The sequence below is a fragment of the Pseudomonas sp. NPDC087817 genome, from assembly GCF_044742875.1.
Classification (GTDB): domain Bacteria; phylum Pseudomonadota; class Gammaproteobacteria; order Pseudomonadales; family Pseudomonadaceae; genus Aquipseudomonas.
This window is the reverse complement of sequence record NZ_JBIUVJ010000002.1, coordinates 236,849-251,301: the sequence shown is the minus strand read 5'-3', so window position 1 is coordinate 251,301 and position 14,453 is coordinate 236,849. Positions and strand designations below refer to the sequence as shown.

Sequence of the window (14,453 nt, the reverse complement as noted above, 5' to 3'; positions counted from 1 at the left end):
GTCAAACTCTCTGCATGGCTGTTACAGAGCGTCTGTTATGATCTTTGCGACTGAACGTTTCAAACCAACAGGAGTGTCGCCATGCGCGAACAGGATTACGCAGTTAATAACAGCGTGCAGGCTGAGCAGCTAGAGGTTAGCCGCGTCCTGCGCAACACTTACGGCCTACTGGCTCTGACCCTCGCATTCAGTGGCGTGATGGCTTTCGTGGCTCAGCAGATGCGCGTTGGCTACCCGAATATTTTCGTGGTGCTGATCGGCTTCTACGGGCTGTTCTTCCTCACCAACAAACTCCGTGATTCCGCGTGGGGTCTGGTGTCCGCGTTTGCGTTGACCGGTTTCATGGGTTTCCTGCTCGGCCCGATTCTCAATCGTTATCTGGGCATGCAGGGCGGCGCTGAAGTGGTCAGCTCCGCATTCGCGATGACTGCACTGGTGTTTGGTGGTCTGTCGGCTTACGTGCTGATCACCCGCAAGGACATGAGTTTCCTCGGTGGTTTCATCACCGCCGGTTTCTTCGTCCTGCTGGGTGCAACGCTGGCAAGCTTCTTCTTCCAGATCAGCGGTCTGCAACTGGCGATCAGCGCAGGTTTCGTGCTGTTCTCGTCGGTCTGCATTCTGTTCCAGACCAGCGCCATCATTCATGGCGGCGAGCGGAACTACATCATGGCGACCATCAGCCTGTATGTATCGATCTACAACCTGTTCATCAGCTTGTTGCAGATCTTCGGCATCATGAGCCGCGACGACTGATTCAGGTCTGCGTTTCAACAAAAAACCCGCTTCGACGGGTTTTTTGTTGCCTGCAGAAAAGCCACATGCGGAGGCTTTTGATCAGTTGATCACGATGCTGCCATCGGCCTGTTGCTTGTAGATCGTGTAAGGCAACAGCAACGTGTCGAGTACCCCCGAGGCCACGGCATCAATCGCCCAGCCCGGAAGTGCCGCGTTGTAAGCGTTACCTTCGCCTATCGGCGCATGCAGCGTACAAAAATCGTACATCACACCGCTGTAGATCCGAGGGACCGCCCCGCAATAGGATTTGCTCCGCTTTAAATCGTCCACGGCCACCTGATCGCTACGCGCGACGGTCTGCACCGTCCCGCATCCGCCCAGCATCGCCGCCATCAGCATCATTGCCAGAACTTTCATACCGCCAATCCTTCGCCGGAAAACCCTCAATTTACGCCGAACGTCAGGAAAAAGCACTTAAGCCATCGGCGGCAAACGGCGCTTGACCGGAGTTTTCTTGACGATCGCCGTGTTGGTCTCGGCCAGCGTATTGAGACGGTCTAGCAGGGTGTCCAGCTGCTCCATCGAGCGCACGTGCAGACGGGCGATAAAGCAGTCCTCGCCGGTGACCTTGTCGCACTCGGTGAATTCCGGGATCGACAGAATCTGTCGCTCAACCTCCTGCAACTGCCCCGGCAACGGCCGTACCCGCACGATCGCCTGCAATTGATAACCAAAGCATTTGGGGTCGATTTCGACGGTGTAGCCCTTGAGCACGCCGCGCTCTTCCAACCTACGCAAACGCTCGGCCACGCTGGGCGAAGACAGACCACTGATCTGTGCCAGTGCCTTGAGCGAACGTCGCGAATCCTCCATCAAGGCACTGATTAGAACTTGGTCGATGTCATCGGTCATGGCGAATTCCCGTATTAGGCGATTGATGGAAATCACCCTCGATAAAAAAGGCAGAAAGCCAGTTTAGCCTGCTTTTTACGCTGGAGCGCTCCTGCGTTGGCTTGGCATACTTTTGCCATGCTTTCGACAAATGCACAGGAGATTGATGATGGACAAAACACTCCGTCGCGGCTCATTTGAAATGACCGCTGCGATGCTGATATCCGGGACGATCGGCTGGTTCGTGCTGGTTTCCGGGCAACCGGTGCTGGACGTGGTGTTCTGGCGCTGTGTGTTCGGCGCTGGCACCTTGCTGTTGATCTGCGCAGCATTCGGCTTTCTGCGGCCGGCCATTCTGACCCGCACGACATTCCTGCTCGCCGTGCTCAGCGGCGTGGCGATTGTCGGCAACTGGGTACTTTTGTTCGCCTCGTATTCCCGGGCTTCCATTGCCATTGGTACGGCGGTGTACAACGTGCAGCCGTTCATGCTGGTCGGCTTGGCGGCGCTGTTTCTCGGCGAAAAAATCACCCTGCAGAAAATGTTCTGGCTGGCGATTTCCTTCATGGGGATGCTGGCGATCGTCAGTGCCCATGGCCAGCAAGGCGAGGGCGGTAACGATTATCTGGTGGGCATCGCACTGGCGCTGGGTGCGGCGTTTCTTTACGCGATTGCAGCATTGATCATCAAGCGTCTGACCGGCACGCCACCGCACTTGATTGCACTGATTCAAGTGTGCACTGGAGTGCTGTTGCTCGCACCGTTCGCACACTTTTCCGCAATGCCGCAGGCACCGAGCGCGTGGGCCAGTCTGATCACGTTGGGCATTGTGCACACCGGCCTGATGTACGTGCTGTTGTACGGTGCGATTCAGAAATTGCCGACCGCTCTGACCGGCGCACTGTCATTCATCTACCCGATTGCCGCGATCTTCGTTGACTGGTTCGCGTTCGGCCATCGCCTGGAAACCCTGCAATGGCTGGGTGTGGCGGCGATATTGCTGGCCGCTGCCGGTATGCAACAAGGCTGGGGCTTCAAGGCTCGGCGACTGGCTGCGCAGTAACCCTCAGATGTTCCAGCGCGGCGCGCTTTTCGCCAAGCGCTGGCGCATTTCTGCAATGTTCGCCGCCAGTTGCCGGGTCAACAATCGATAGCCATCGAGGGCGCTGTAGACCGGCGCATCGAGACTGGCGTCCGGCAATTCCAGCGGCCGCTCCAGGCGTTGCGTCGCGCCGGATTTCAACGCGCGCGCCATGCCGATCAGTTGCACGCGAATGACTCTGTGCTCAGCCTTCAACGCTGATTGCAGATGGATCATGGCCTGCGGGTCGTTGGCATCGGGGCGGGTGTTGCCGAGGATTTCCAGGGTGCTGATGCACATGCGCAGGTTGCGCTGGATCGCATCGAGTTCGGTCATGGAAATCTTTACTTCCTTGGACACCGACGGCATCAGCGAACGCAATTGCACCATCACTGCGCTCAGGCGGCTCATCAGTTTCAGATGCTCGTCAGCACTGACCGGCTGACCGTTGATGATGCGTCCGTACACCGTGGCGCAATCGCGCAAGGCATCTGCCAGGTTGTAGCGCCACGAGTACACCGCGTACAGCGGCAGGGCGAAAGAGAAAGCCAGGGCAAGGGCAATGCCGATCAGAATATCGACTCCACGCCACAAGCCATCGGTGATCGGGTTGTCGCCATGCCCGGCGACAATAAACACGGTGATCGCCGAGAGCAGGGCGGTATAACCGCCCTTGCCAATGGCGTGATAGGAGAAAAAGCCGCAAACCACGGCCATGGCGAAGTAGGTGAGCCACGGCATGCCCAGCCACGCCTGCTGCGCCACCAGCAGCAAACCGACGCCGGCGCCGATCAGGGTGCCGGTGGCGCGTTCGGCGGCTTTCTTGCCGATGTTGCCGTGGTGCTGCAAACCGCCGATCACCACCAGCATGGTCACCGATGCCCATTCACCGTGGGGCAGGTTGATGCCGGTGGTCAGCAGAATCGTCGCCAGCAACCCCAATGCCACCCGCACCGCGTGGATCAATCGGGCGTGTCGGTAGCGCCGGTACGGGTCCAGCAGCGGACGCAGGATTCGGCGCAACAGCGGTGGCAGTCGGTGGGTGCTGAACGTACTCAGTGCAAGGCCCTCGTCAGAAAATGTAGTCGGTGGTCAGAAAGCTCGAATCACGTCCGCGAATGATCTCGCTGATCAGGTCCTTGTTGCTGTCCTGGAACTTGGTTGCCACCAGCGTGCGGATCGAGAAAACCCGTAGTGCATCGTGTACCGACAGCGTGCCCTCGGCGGAGTTCTTGCGGCCGTTGAACGGGTAAGTATCCGGGCCACGCTGGCACTGCGCGTTGAGATTGATCCGCCCGACCTGGTTGGCAAAGGTGTCGACCAGCCGGCCGACCGCCACCGGGTTGGTGCCGAAGATGCTTAACTGCTGGCCGAAATCCGACTCCAGCACGTAGTCGATCACCGTATCGAGGTGACGGTACGGCACGATCGGCACCACCGGCCCGAACTGTTCTTCCTGGTACACGCGCATCTGCGGGTTCACCGGGTACAGCACCGCCGGGTAGAAGAACGAATCGCGGGATTCGCCGCCATTCGGGTTGACCACTTCAGCGCCCTTGCTGCGCGCATCCGCCACCAGGCCGTGCAGATAATCGACTTTGCCTGACTCCGGCAGCGGCGTCAGCGACACACCGCTGTCCCACGGCATGCCCGGTTTCAGGGTGGCCAGTTTCGCGTTGAATTTCTCGATGAAACTGTCGACCACATCTTCATGCACAAAGAGAATTTTCAGCGCGGTGCAGCGCTGGCCGTTGAACGACAGCGAGCCGGTAACCGCTTCGCTGACGGCGTTGTCGAGATCGACTTCCGGCAAGACGATGCCGGGGTTCTTCGCATCGAGACCCAGCGCGGCACGCAAGCGGTGCGGTTTCGGGTGCAGCTTTTTCAGGTCGCTGGCGGCTTTGTTGGTGCCGATGAAGGCGAAGATGTCGATCTTGCCACTGGCCATCAGCGCGCTGACGGTTTCGCGGCCGCTGCCGTAGATGACGTTGATCACCCCGGTCGGGAAGCTGTCGCGGAACGCTTCCAGCAGCGGACGAATCAGCAGCACGCCGAGCTTGGCCGGTTTGAACACCACGGTGTTGCCCATGATCAACGCCGGGATCAGCGTGGTGAAGGTTTCGTTCAGCGGATAGTTGTAAGGGCCCATGCAAAGCGCGACGCCGAGCGGGACGCGGCGGATCTGCCCGAGCGTGTCCTGCTCCAGCTCGAAACGGCTGGAGCGGCGGTCGAGTTCTTTAAGCGCATTGATGGTGTCGACGATGTAGTCGCAGGTGCGATCGAACTCTTTTTCCGAGTCCTTGAGGTTCTTGCCGATTTCCCACATCAACAACTTCACCACAGCATCGCGTTGCAGGCGCATGCGGCCGAGGAAGGCTTCGACATGCTGGATACGTTCGGCCACGCGCATGGTCGGCCACAGGCCCTGACCACGGTCGTAGGCACGCACGGCGGCGTCGAGGGCGGTGAGGGCGGTGTCGGCATCGAGCAGCGGCGTGCTGCCGAGGATGACTTGTTCGTCGCCATTCTCACCTTTTAGATAGACCGGGCTGCGCACGGTGGCGAGCGGGCCGTCCCAGCGGCGCAACTGGCCGTCGACCAGATATTCGCGTTGCTCGACCTGAGCGTCGAGACGGTATTTTTCCGGGATGTCGCTGACAGAAGGGAACAGGTTGCCAAGGATGTTTGCTGTGGTCATGTCGCTACCCCGTGTTGATGTCTGCGTGCAGATCAAAAGTCTCTACAGGTTATACGCCTGAATGCGCCGAAATTTAAACCCGCAAATGTCACCCGAATGTCACGCAAAGGCGCACAACAGAGCGGGCTGGCTTGAAGATCGTTCCCACGCTCCGCGTGGGAACGCCTCAAGGGACGCTCCGCGTTCCAATGGGACGCAGAGCGTCCCGGGCTGCATTCCCACGCGGAGCGTGGGAACGATCTTCATCATCGGGGGAGAGGGCTGGCCCCGTTTGCCCCCCTCGCTGTCCCGCAATGCCCTCAACCGTTGTCTGCCGCTGTCTTAAGGTGTGATCACAACAATAAGCGAGGCCGTTATGCGGGCAATCCAACTCACTGTACTGCTGGCGTTGGCCATGGCGTTGCCTGGCTGCGGCGATGACGCCAGACCGACGACCACTTCCAGCATCGCCGGCAACGCCATTCCCAAAGACCCGGCACTGGCACAGATCTACGCCAACAGCTGCCAGCTCTGCCACGCCAACCCTGCCGCCAACGCGCCGCTCACCGGTGATCGCCAAGCCTGGGAGCCGCGTATCCAGCAGGGCGCCGACACGCTGCTCGACCATGCGATCAACGGCTACAACGGCATGCCGCCGATGGGCCAGTGCGTCGAGTGCTCGGAAGAGCAATTTCTGCAATTGATCGGCTTCATGGCCGACCAGCCTCTCCCACAATAAGGGTGCGCGCATGACCATGGATCTGACACGGCGTCAGTTGTTGCAACGGGCAAGTATCGTCGGCGCGTTCAGCGCATTGGCCAGCACCCCGGCATTGGGCCAATTGCTGCGCGCGCCACGCTTGATTCCGTGGCGCAACTGGTCGGGCGGGCAAAGTTGTCTGCCGGCGGCGCGACTGGCGCCGAAGAATCTCGATGAGCTGACGACCGTCATCAAGCAGGCGCAAGGCAAGATCCGTCCGGTCGGTTCGGCGCATTCCTTCAGCGCACTGGTGCCTACCGACGGCACGCTGTTGTCGCTGAGCTATTTCAACGGTCTGCTCGATCACGATGCGAAAACCCTGCAAGCCGAATTCGCCGCCGGCACGCCGATGTCACGCATGGGCGCGCCACTGAAAGACATTGGCCAGGCCCTGCAGAACATGGCCGACATCGATTACCAGACGCTTGCCGGGGCGATCTCGACCTCGACCCATGGCACCGGGAAAAACTTCCAGTCCTATTCGGCGCACGTCTGCGGCCTGCAACTGGTGACCGCCAGCGGTGAGGTGCTCGACTGCGACAGCCAGCGCCATCCCGAAGTGTTCAACGCTGCGCGCGTGTCCCTTGGTGCCCTCGGCGTGGCGACAAAAATCCGCCTGCAAAACCGCCCGGCCTATCGCCTGCGCGAACGCCAGTGGATCGCCAAGACCGAAGAGCTGCTGGAAGACCTCGACAAGAACACCCGTGAAAACCAGCACTGGGAAATGCTCGTCGTCACCCATTCCGATTACGCCTTGTCCATCGCCCTCAACGAAACCGATGACCCGGCCACACCACCGATTCCGCCCGAAGAGGAGGGCGGCAACGAGTTCGTCACCCTGATCGAGAAGATCGACAAGTACGGCAGCGACTTCCCCGACCTGCGCCGTACGCTGCTTAACAGCCTGCGCCATCTGGCGAGTTTCGATGACCGCGTCGGTGACTCGTTCGACATCTACGCCAACGTGCGCACAGTGCGCTTCAACGAAATGGAATATTCCGTGCCAGCCGAACACGGCCCGGCGTGCCTGCGCGAAATTCTCAAGTTGATTCAGGACAAGGACCTGCGCACCTGGTTTCCCATCGAGTATCGCTACGTCAAGGCTGACGATATTCCGTTGAGCATGTTCGAGGGCCGCGACAGCTGTTCAATCTCGGTGCACCAGCATTATCAGATGGACCATCACAACTTTTTCGCCGCCGTCGAGCCAATCTTCTGGAAGTACAACGGCCGGCCGCATTGGGGCAAGTTGCACACGCTCAACGCGAAAAACCTGCAACCGCTGTACCCGCGCTGGCGCGAATTTATCGATGTGCGCCAGGTGCTGGACCCCAGTGGCCGGTTTCTCAACGCGCATCTGTCGTCGATTCTGGGGGTGAGCTGATGGCGGTCAATCGACGTAATTTTCTGCTCGGCACACTGGGTGTCGGCGCTTTGTTGATCGGTGTAGGCGCCTGGTTGCGTCCGGGCGACCGGGGCGCGCCGTACAGCGAATATTTCCGTGCGCTGAATCAAGAGTTGAAAAACAAAGGTCCGATGCGCCCGGTGTTGCTGATCGATCTGGATCGCCTCGATCACAACATCGATGTGGTCATGCAGTCGGTCAAGCGCGGCGGCAAGCAACTGCGGCTGGTGGAGAAATCCCTACCGGCACCGGGGCTGTTGAACTACATCGGCCAGCGTGCCGGGACGCAGCGCCTGATGTCGTTTCATCAGCCGTTTCTCAATCACGATGCGGTCGCGTTCCCGCGGTCGGACATTCTGCTCGGCAAGCCACTGCCGGTGCGCTCGGCCGAATTGTTCTATCAGAATCACAAAGGTTCATTCGAACCGAGCAAGCAACTGCAATGGCTGCTCGACGGCCCTGAACGTTTGCAGCAGTACCTTGCGCTGGCTCAGGGTTTGGGCACGCGACTGCGCATCAACATCGAGCTGGACGTCGGTCTGCATCGCGGCGGGGTCAGTGATGTGAATGTGCTGGGGCAGATGCTCACGCTGATCAGCGCCAACCCGCAGCATCTGGAATTCGCCGGGTTCATGGGCTACGACCCGTTCGTGGGCATGGGGGTGCCGGGGATTCTGGGTTCGCCAGAAGAGCTGTTCGCCAAGGTCATGGTGATTTATCAGCGCTGCGTGGATTTCACTCGCCAGCAATTTCCGGCGTTGTGGCACGACGGTTTGTGCCTGAATACCGCCGGCAGCCCGAGTTACCGCATCCATGAAAACGAAAAGCTCAGCAGCGAAGTGTCCGTCGGCACGGCGATGCTCAAACCGACGCACTACGACTTGCCGTCGCTGGTCGAGCACGTGCCGGCAACCTACATCGCCACGCCGGTGTTGAAGAGCACGGGCGCGGTGAATATTCCGGCGCTTGATGACAAGTCGAAACTGTTCTCGTGGTGGGATCAGAACCAGCGCCAGACCTTTTTCATTTACGGCGGTAACTGGATGGCCGAGTTCGAATCGCCGTCCGGATTGCAAAGCAACAGTGTCTACGGCCGCAGCTCGAATCAGGAGATGGTCAATGGCTCGAATGCCGTCGGCCTGACGGTCGAAGATCAAGTCTTCCTGCGCCCGACCCAGACCGAAGCCGTACTCCTGCAATTCGGTGATTTGCTGGCCGTGCGCGGCGGCAAAATCGTCGACAACTGGCCTGTCTACACCTGAAAACCCAATAGTCCAAACACCACGTCCCCCTGTGGGAGCTGGCTTGCCAGCGATGGCGTCACATCAGCAACCCTTTACTTCGCTGACAGACCGCTATCGCTGGCAAGCCAGCTCCCACAGGGTTTTGTGTTGTCTGTTAAACCCCGATCAATTCCGTAATGAAGCTTTTATGACAAAAGTTCGGTAGCACATCGCCAGTTCGGTCATGCCTATGTAACGCGCTTGAGGGGCCCAACGGGGCGCTTTTCACAAGCCGAGGCGGGACGCCGGGAGTGAGGCAATGGGGACTATGGAACGCTACTCGAAAGTGGGCATGCAGGAACTCGATCAACGCTTGTCGAAGATCGTCGAAGCCGCGCGCAAGAAGCCGGTTTCGGTGTATCGCTACGGCGCGCCGTGGGTCTGGATTGTTTCGCAGGATGACTGGCAGGGCGCTTTGAAAGAAGTGTCCAGCTACATTCCGCCGGGCCATTCGCTGGTTCTGTTGCGCCCACAGATCGACGATTTGCTCGACACCCATCGCGAACTCTTGCACGACCTCAATGCCGAGCCCGGCATGTTGATCCCCGCGCAAACGGTCATGCACATCCTGCTGCTGCAACTGCTGTATTCGGTGCCCAGCGAGCAGCAGCTGTATGAACAGCTCAATTACAACCTGCTGTTCCGCTGGTTCGTCGGCCTCGGCCTGAACCAGAAAGTCTGGAGTTTCAACGTCCTCAGTCGCGACATCGCCACGTTGCTCAACAACCCGCAGGCGGTGCAACTCATTCAGAAAATCATTGGCGAAGTGTTCTGCGGTGCCTTGCTGCAAATGCCCGAGTTCTCGTTGAACTTCGCGCTGCTGCACACCTGGCTCGGCAAGCACGCCTGCGCCCCGCACGTCAGCAATTGACAGCGGCAACACACAAGGCGCTGAGGCGCCAACAGGTCATCGCGAATTCAGGGGGTAGTGTGGAACCGATTTTCAAGTCACGGCTGGCGCTGTGGGGCTGGCTGCTGGTGACGGCGGGCGTGCAGCCGGCATTGGCCGAGGAGGCTGTCGAAAACGCAGCGCCGCAGCGTCTGGTCGACGTCAACGAGTACTTCGTGCGTGGCAATACCGTGCTTGATGCGCGGGCGATTGAAGAAGCGGTGTACCCGTTTCTCGGCCCGCAGAAAGGCATGAACGACATCGAAGGCGCGCGGGATGCCTTGCAGAAGGCTTATCAGGAACGCGGTTATCAATCGGTGTTCGTCGAGCTGCCGGAGCAAGCTGTCGCCGACGGCATCGTCTATCTGCAAGTCAGCGAAACCAAGGTCGGCCGGGTCCGCGTGGTCGGTGCCAAACACTATTCGCCCCTGGACATCCGCGACAACGTCCCGGCGCTGAAGGAGGGCGAGGTGCCGGACTTCGCCAAGGTTCAGGGCGAACTGGCACAGCTCAACAAAACCCCGGGTCGGCAGGTCATGCCACTGGTTCGCGAAGGCCAGCGCCCGGGCACCATGGACGTCGATTTGCAGGTCGAAGACCAGAACCCGTGGACCGCCAGCGTCGGCCTCAATAACGATTACAGCGCCGACACTGAAAAGCTGCGCACCGTCACCAGCCTCGGCTACAACAACCTTTGGCAACTCGGCCATAGCGTCAACCTGACGTTCTTCACGGCGCCACAGGAAACCGACAACGCCAAGGTCTGGTCTGGGTCCTACACCGCGCCGCTGACCGAGCGCTGGAGCGTGCAGTTCTCCGGTTACCAGTCCGACAGCAACGTCGCCACCATCGGTGGCAGCAACGTGTTGGGCAAGGGCCATTCCTATGGCGTCTCGGCGATTTACACGCTGCCCTCCAGCGGCAACTGGTCGAACTCGTTGTCGGCCGGCATCGACTTCAAGGATTTCGACGAGCGCCTGACGCTGTCCGGCGAGAGCGACAAAGTCCCCCTGCAATACGCGCCGTTCACCTTCGCCTACAACGGCTATCGCTACAGCGAAAAGAGCCAGCTCGGCCTCGGCCTGAGTCTGGTCGCCGCCACGCGCAGCATCTTCGGTTACGGCAGCTCCGACGAAGACTTCGACTACAAACGCTACCGCGCCAAACCGAGTTTCGCCGTGCTCAAGGGCGATACCAATTACACCTGGACCTTCGACAGCGACTGGCAGAGCGCGAGCAAAGCCGCGTTCCAGTTGGCGTCCGGGCCACTGGTTTCCAACGAACAATTTTCTGCCGGCGGCGCCACTTCGGTACGCGGCTATCTGGCGGCCGAACGCACCGGTGATGACGGCTTGCTGCTCAGTCAGGAAGTCCGCACGCCATCACTCGCCAAGTACGCCGGCACGTGGATGCAGGACTGGCGTTTCTACGCCTTTGCCGAAGGCGCACAACTTTACCTGCGCGATGAGCTACCGGATCAGGACGCCAATTACGCCCTGGCCAGCGTCGGCCTCGGCACCCGCGCCAGCCTGAGCAAATGGCTGTCCGGCAGCCTCGACTGGGGCTACCCGCTACTCGAAGGGCCGAACACCTCGAAACAGGAATCGCGCCTGCACTTCAACCTTCAAGCCACTTTTTAAAGGAGCACGTTCATGCAGCGCCTCATTCTTTCGTTGTTGATCTGCCTGGGCTTCGTGCTCCCGGCCACGGCTCAGGCCTGGTGGCAGGACGACTGGCACTACCGCAAACAGATCGCCGTCGATACCACGCCGCAGGGCGCGGCGATCAATCAGGCCCTCGGCCGCACCGCGTTGCTGGTACGCCTGCACACCGGCAACTTCACCTTTGACGGGGTGAAGGAGGACGGTTCGGATCTGCGCTTCGTCGCGGCTGACGACAAGACTGTGCTCAATCACCAGATCGAAAGCTTCGATGCGCTGATGGGCATGGCGTTGATCTGGGTCGACGTGCCGAATGTCGAGGGCGGCCAGCGCCAGGACATCTGGATGTATTACGGCAATCAGAAGGCCCCGGCGACGGGCAACGGCCAACTGACCTTCGATCCGAATTACACCGCGCTTTATCACTTCGATGGCGCCACCGGTACTCCGGCCAAAGACACCACCGCCTACGGCAACACCGCGCAAAGCGCGACTGGCGCGGCGATTGACGGCGTAGTAGGGCGGGCCTTGCAGTTCAGCGGACAGCCGTTGTTGCTGCCGGCCAGTCCTTCGTTGCAGCACAACGCTGGCAGCGCGTTCACCTTCAGTGCCTGGCTGCGTCTGGATCAGGCCAGTGGCGAGCAACTGATTTTGGCCCGTCGTGAAGGCGCCAACAGTCTGCTGATCGGTGCCAACCAAGGCGTACCGTTTGTGGAGATCGACGGCCAACGTGCGGTCGCTGCCCAAGCGCTGAATCCGGGCCAATGGCAGCACGTCGCGCTGACCACTGAAGGCTCGAAAGTCACCCTGTACATCAACGGCCGCGAAGGCGCGACCTTGGCGTTGGCGATGCCGGCATTCAACTCGGTCATGGCCATCGGCGCTGATCTTTCAGCGAGTGCCTTCCAGCCGTTCGTAGGCGCCATCGACGAACTGCGTCTGTCGAAAGTCGCGCGTTCGGCACCGTTGTTACTCGCCGACGCCACCTCGCAGGGCGCCGAATCGAAACTGGTCGCTTACGGCGTCGATGAAGAGCAATCCGGTTTCGGTTTCGGCAGCCTCGGCTTCCTGCTCAACGCGGTGCCAGTCGACGCCTGGGTGATCATCGCCGTGCTGGTGCTGATGATGTTCCAGTCGTGGATCATCATGCTGCGCAAGAATCGCACCTTGAGCCGCGTGACCGCAGCCAACGAAGACTTCCGCGTGCAATTCGCCAAGGTCGGCACGCGTCTGGAGATGTTTGCGGACGACACGCAACTCGCCCAGCGTTTGCAGCACTCGCCGCTGTGGCGCCTCTATCAAGTCGCGGTGAAAGAGATCCGCACCCGCCGCGAGCAGGGCGCCGATACCTCGTCGGTTTCCGCTGCGACCATCGAAGCCATCCGCTGCTCCATGGACGGCGTGCGTACCCGTGAAAACCAGCAACTCAGCTCGAAACTCTCGACCCTGTCCAACGCCATCGCCGGCGGCCCGTACATCGGCCTGCTCGGCACCGTGCTGGGGATCATGGTGGTGTTCCTCGGCACGGCGATGGCCGGCGACGTCAACATCAATGCGATCGCCCCGGGCATGGCGGCGGCATTGCTCGCCACAGCGATGGGCCTGTTCGTCGCGATCCCGGCGCTGTTTGGCTACAACCGCTTGATCACCCGCAACAAGGAAGTCAGCGCCGACATGCGTGTGTTCGTCGACGAGTTCATCACCCGTCTGGCCGAGATGCACGGCGAGAGCCAGTTCAGTGAGGCATCGCATCAGCGCGGCCATCACGCCAACCACTCCGTACCGGCCTGAGGAGCACTGACATGGCGTCTGTAAATGCCTCCCACGACGATGACGAAGATGCAGCGGTGGACAGCATCAACATCACTCCGCTGGTCGACGTGCTGATGGTGGTGCTGGTGATGTTCATCCTCACCGCCACGGCGCAGGTCTCGGGGATTCAGATCAACCTGCCCAAGGCCAGCGCTTCGGTGTCGTTGTCCGAGGCCAAGACCAAGGCGATTTCGGTCAACGACGGCGGTCAGGTGTTCCTCGATGCCTACCCGGTGACCCTGGCCGAGCTGGAAGAGCGCCTGCGCATCGAGAAGGCGCAGAGCCCGGACTTCCCGGTGATCGTGCGCGGCGATGCGACGGTGCAATACCAGAAAGTCATCGAAGTGCTGGATCTGTTGCGCCGGCTCGAACTGTCCCAGGTCGGTCTTGTGACCGGCAAACCGAGTCAGGGCTGAGTCATGACTGCACAAATGCCCTTCGAGCCGCTGCCCGTGAAACGGTCGCCGTTGCGTTTTGTGAAATGGGGCGCCGGGCTGCTGCTCGGCGCTATCGCCGCGTATCTGCTGTGGCAATGGGCCAACGACATGAGCGGCATCCGCCGCGAAGCGCCGAAGGTGCCGACGATCATTCCGTTGCCGCCACCGCCACCTCCGCCGCCGGAGAAACCACCAGAGCCGGAAACTCCAGTGGAAGAAAAAGTCGTCGAGCCTGAGCCAACGCCTGAACCGGAAGAGGTCAAGCCCGAGGAAGAAGCACCGCCATCGCCGGCGGACGATCTGGCCAATCCGATGCAAATGGACGGCGATGCGCAGTCCGGCAACGACGCGTTCAACATCGGCGCGGGCAAGGGCGGCGGCATGGCCGGTGCCGGTGGCGGACGACTGGGCAACGGCACTTACAGCCAGTTCCTCGCGTTCACCTTCCAGAAGCTGCTGCGCGAGAACCCTGATCTGCGCAACCTCGCGTTCACGTTGCAGGCCGATGTGTGGCTGAGCAGCGTTGGCGAGATCACCCGGGTCGAGCTGATCAAGTCCAGCGGCAACCCCGAAATCGACACCCAGGTGTTGGCGGCACTGCGTAACGCGCCGCACCTGAGCGAACGGCCGCCGGCCTCCATCACCCTGCCTGTGCGCATGTCCCTGCAAGGGCGGCGTCCGGGTTAACCGAATTCATAAAGCTGTATGAAAAGGAGTTGTGTGCAGATGATTTCCAACGTGAATCGATTGTCCCTTTATTTGTTCTTTTTAATAGAGTTCTTTTTTGGTGTGTCTGTTGTAGATCTTGTTTGCTGTTTAATT

Annotated in this window: 14 protein-coding genes; 10 read left to right on the top strand and 4 right to left on the bottom strand. The window is 60.3% G+C overall.

What is annotated here, in order from left to right:
* The first annotated feature begins 81 nt into the window (after nucleotides 1–81).
* Nucleotides 82–753: a Bax inhibitor-1/YccA family protein gene (locus ACIONG_RS03105; RefSeq protein ID WP_008081508.1), complete on the top strand. Its 672-nt coding sequence runs from the start codon at nucleotides 82–84 to the stop codon at nucleotides 751–753.
* Between the two features lie 81 nt (nucleotides 754–834).
* Here the strand turns inward: ACIONG_RS03105 and ACIONG_RS03100 are convergent, their stop codons facing one another.
* Complete coding sequence (locus ACIONG_RS03100) at nucleotides 835–1,152, bottom strand: YceK/YidQ family lipoprotein (RefSeq protein WP_212808996.1); 318 nt, start codon at nucleotides 1,150–1,152, stop codon at nucleotides 835–837.
* A gap of 57 nt (nucleotides 1,153–1,209) precedes the next feature.
* Nucleotides 1,210–1,647, bottom strand: a complete 438-nt coding sequence (locus tag ACIONG_RS03095) for an Lrp/AsnC family transcriptional regulator (protein ID WP_103302181.1) — start codon at nucleotides 1,645–1,647, stop codon at nucleotides 1,210–1,212.
* Nucleotides 1,648–1,795: 148 nt separating this feature from the next.
* Here ACIONG_RS03095 and ACIONG_RS03090 point away from each other — a divergent pair, with 148 nt between their 5' ends.
* Nucleotides 1,796–2,689 carry a DMT family transporter gene (locus tag ACIONG_RS03090; protein ID WP_401296607.1) on the top strand — a complete coding sequence of 298 codons (894 nt, stop codon included), beginning with the start codon at nucleotides 1,796–1,798 and terminating at the stop codon, nucleotides 2,687–2,689.
* 3 nt (nucleotides 2,690–2,692) lie between these two features.
* Here ACIONG_RS03090 and ACIONG_RS03085 read toward each other — a convergent pair whose 3' ends face one another.
* Both ACIONG_RS03085 and ACIONG_RS03080 read right to left on the bottom strand, forming a co-directional pair.
* Nucleotides 2,693–3,733 carry an FUSC family protein gene (locus tag ACIONG_RS03085; protein ID WP_401296805.1) on the bottom strand — a complete coding sequence of 347 codons (1,041 nt, stop codon included), beginning with the start codon at nucleotides 3,731–3,733 and terminating at the stop codon, nucleotides 2,693–2,695.
* Between the two features lie 46 nt (nucleotides 3,734–3,779).
* On the bottom strand, nucleotides 3,780–5,405 hold the full coding sequence (locus ACIONG_RS03080) for an NADP-dependent glyceraldehyde-3-phosphate dehydrogenase (RefSeq protein WP_401296605.1): 1,626 nt from the start codon (nucleotides 5,403–5,405) through the stop codon (nucleotides 3,780–3,782).
* 355 nt (nucleotides 5,406–5,760) lie between these two features.
* Between ACIONG_RS03080 and ACIONG_RS03075 the strand changes: the two genes are divergently transcribed.
* The 8 genes from ACIONG_RS03075 to ACIONG_RS03040 all read left to right on the top strand — a co-directional run bounded on the left by ACIONG_RS03075 (nucleotide 5,761) and on the right by ACIONG_RS03040 (nucleotide 14,318).
* Complete coding sequence (locus ACIONG_RS03075; RefSeq protein ID WP_103302178.1) at nucleotides 5,761–6,123, top strand: cytochrome c5 family protein; 363 nt, start codon at nucleotides 5,761–5,763, stop codon at nucleotides 6,121–6,123.
* Between the two features lie 76 nt (nucleotides 6,124–6,199).
* A complete protein-coding gene (locus tag ACIONG_RS03070; RefSeq protein ID WP_401296803.1) occupies nucleotides 6,200–7,528 on the top strand; it encodes a D-arabinono-1,4-lactone oxidase in 1,329 nt (442 codons plus the stop codon).
* 74 nt (nucleotides 7,529–7,602) lie between these two features.
* On the top strand, nucleotides 7,603–8,811 hold the full coding sequence (locus ACIONG_RS03065) for a DSD1 family PLP-dependent enzyme (protein ID WP_401296801.1): 1,209 nt from the start codon (nucleotides 7,603–7,605) through the stop codon (nucleotides 8,809–8,811).
* A gap of 280 nt (nucleotides 8,812–9,091) precedes the next feature.
* Nucleotides 9,092–9,703: a transposase gene (locus tag ACIONG_RS03060; RefSeq protein WP_103302175.1), complete on the top strand. Its 612-nt coding sequence runs from the start codon at nucleotides 9,092–9,094 to the stop codon at nucleotides 9,701–9,703.
* A 59-nt stretch (nucleotides 9,704–9,762) separates the two neighbouring features.
* Entirely contained in the window at nucleotides 9,763–11,361 is a 1,599-nt protein-coding gene (locus ACIONG_RS03055; RefSeq protein WP_315449152.1) for a ShlB/FhaC/HecB family hemolysin secretion/activation protein, read from the top strand.
* Nucleotides 11,362–11,373: 12 nt separating this feature from the next.
* Nucleotides 11,374–13,173, top strand: a complete 1,800-nt coding sequence (locus ACIONG_RS03050; RefSeq protein ID WP_401296602.1) for a DUF2341 domain-containing protein — start codon at nucleotides 11,374–11,376, stop codon at nucleotides 13,171–13,173.
* 11 nt (nucleotides 13,174–13,184) lie between these two features.
* Nucleotides 13,185–13,610 (top strand): biopolymer transporter ExbD, encoded by a 426-nt coding sequence (locus ACIONG_RS03045; RefSeq protein ID WP_007915482.1) that lies wholly within the window; start codon nucleotides 13,185–13,187, stop codon nucleotides 13,608–13,610.
* A 3-nt stretch (nucleotides 13,611–13,613) separates the two neighbouring features.
* Nucleotides 13,614–14,318, top strand: a complete 705-nt coding sequence (locus ACIONG_RS03040) for an energy transducer TonB (protein WP_103302172.1) — start codon at nucleotides 13,614–13,616, stop codon at nucleotides 14,316–14,318.
* Nucleotides 14,319–14,453 lie beyond the last annotated feature (135 nt).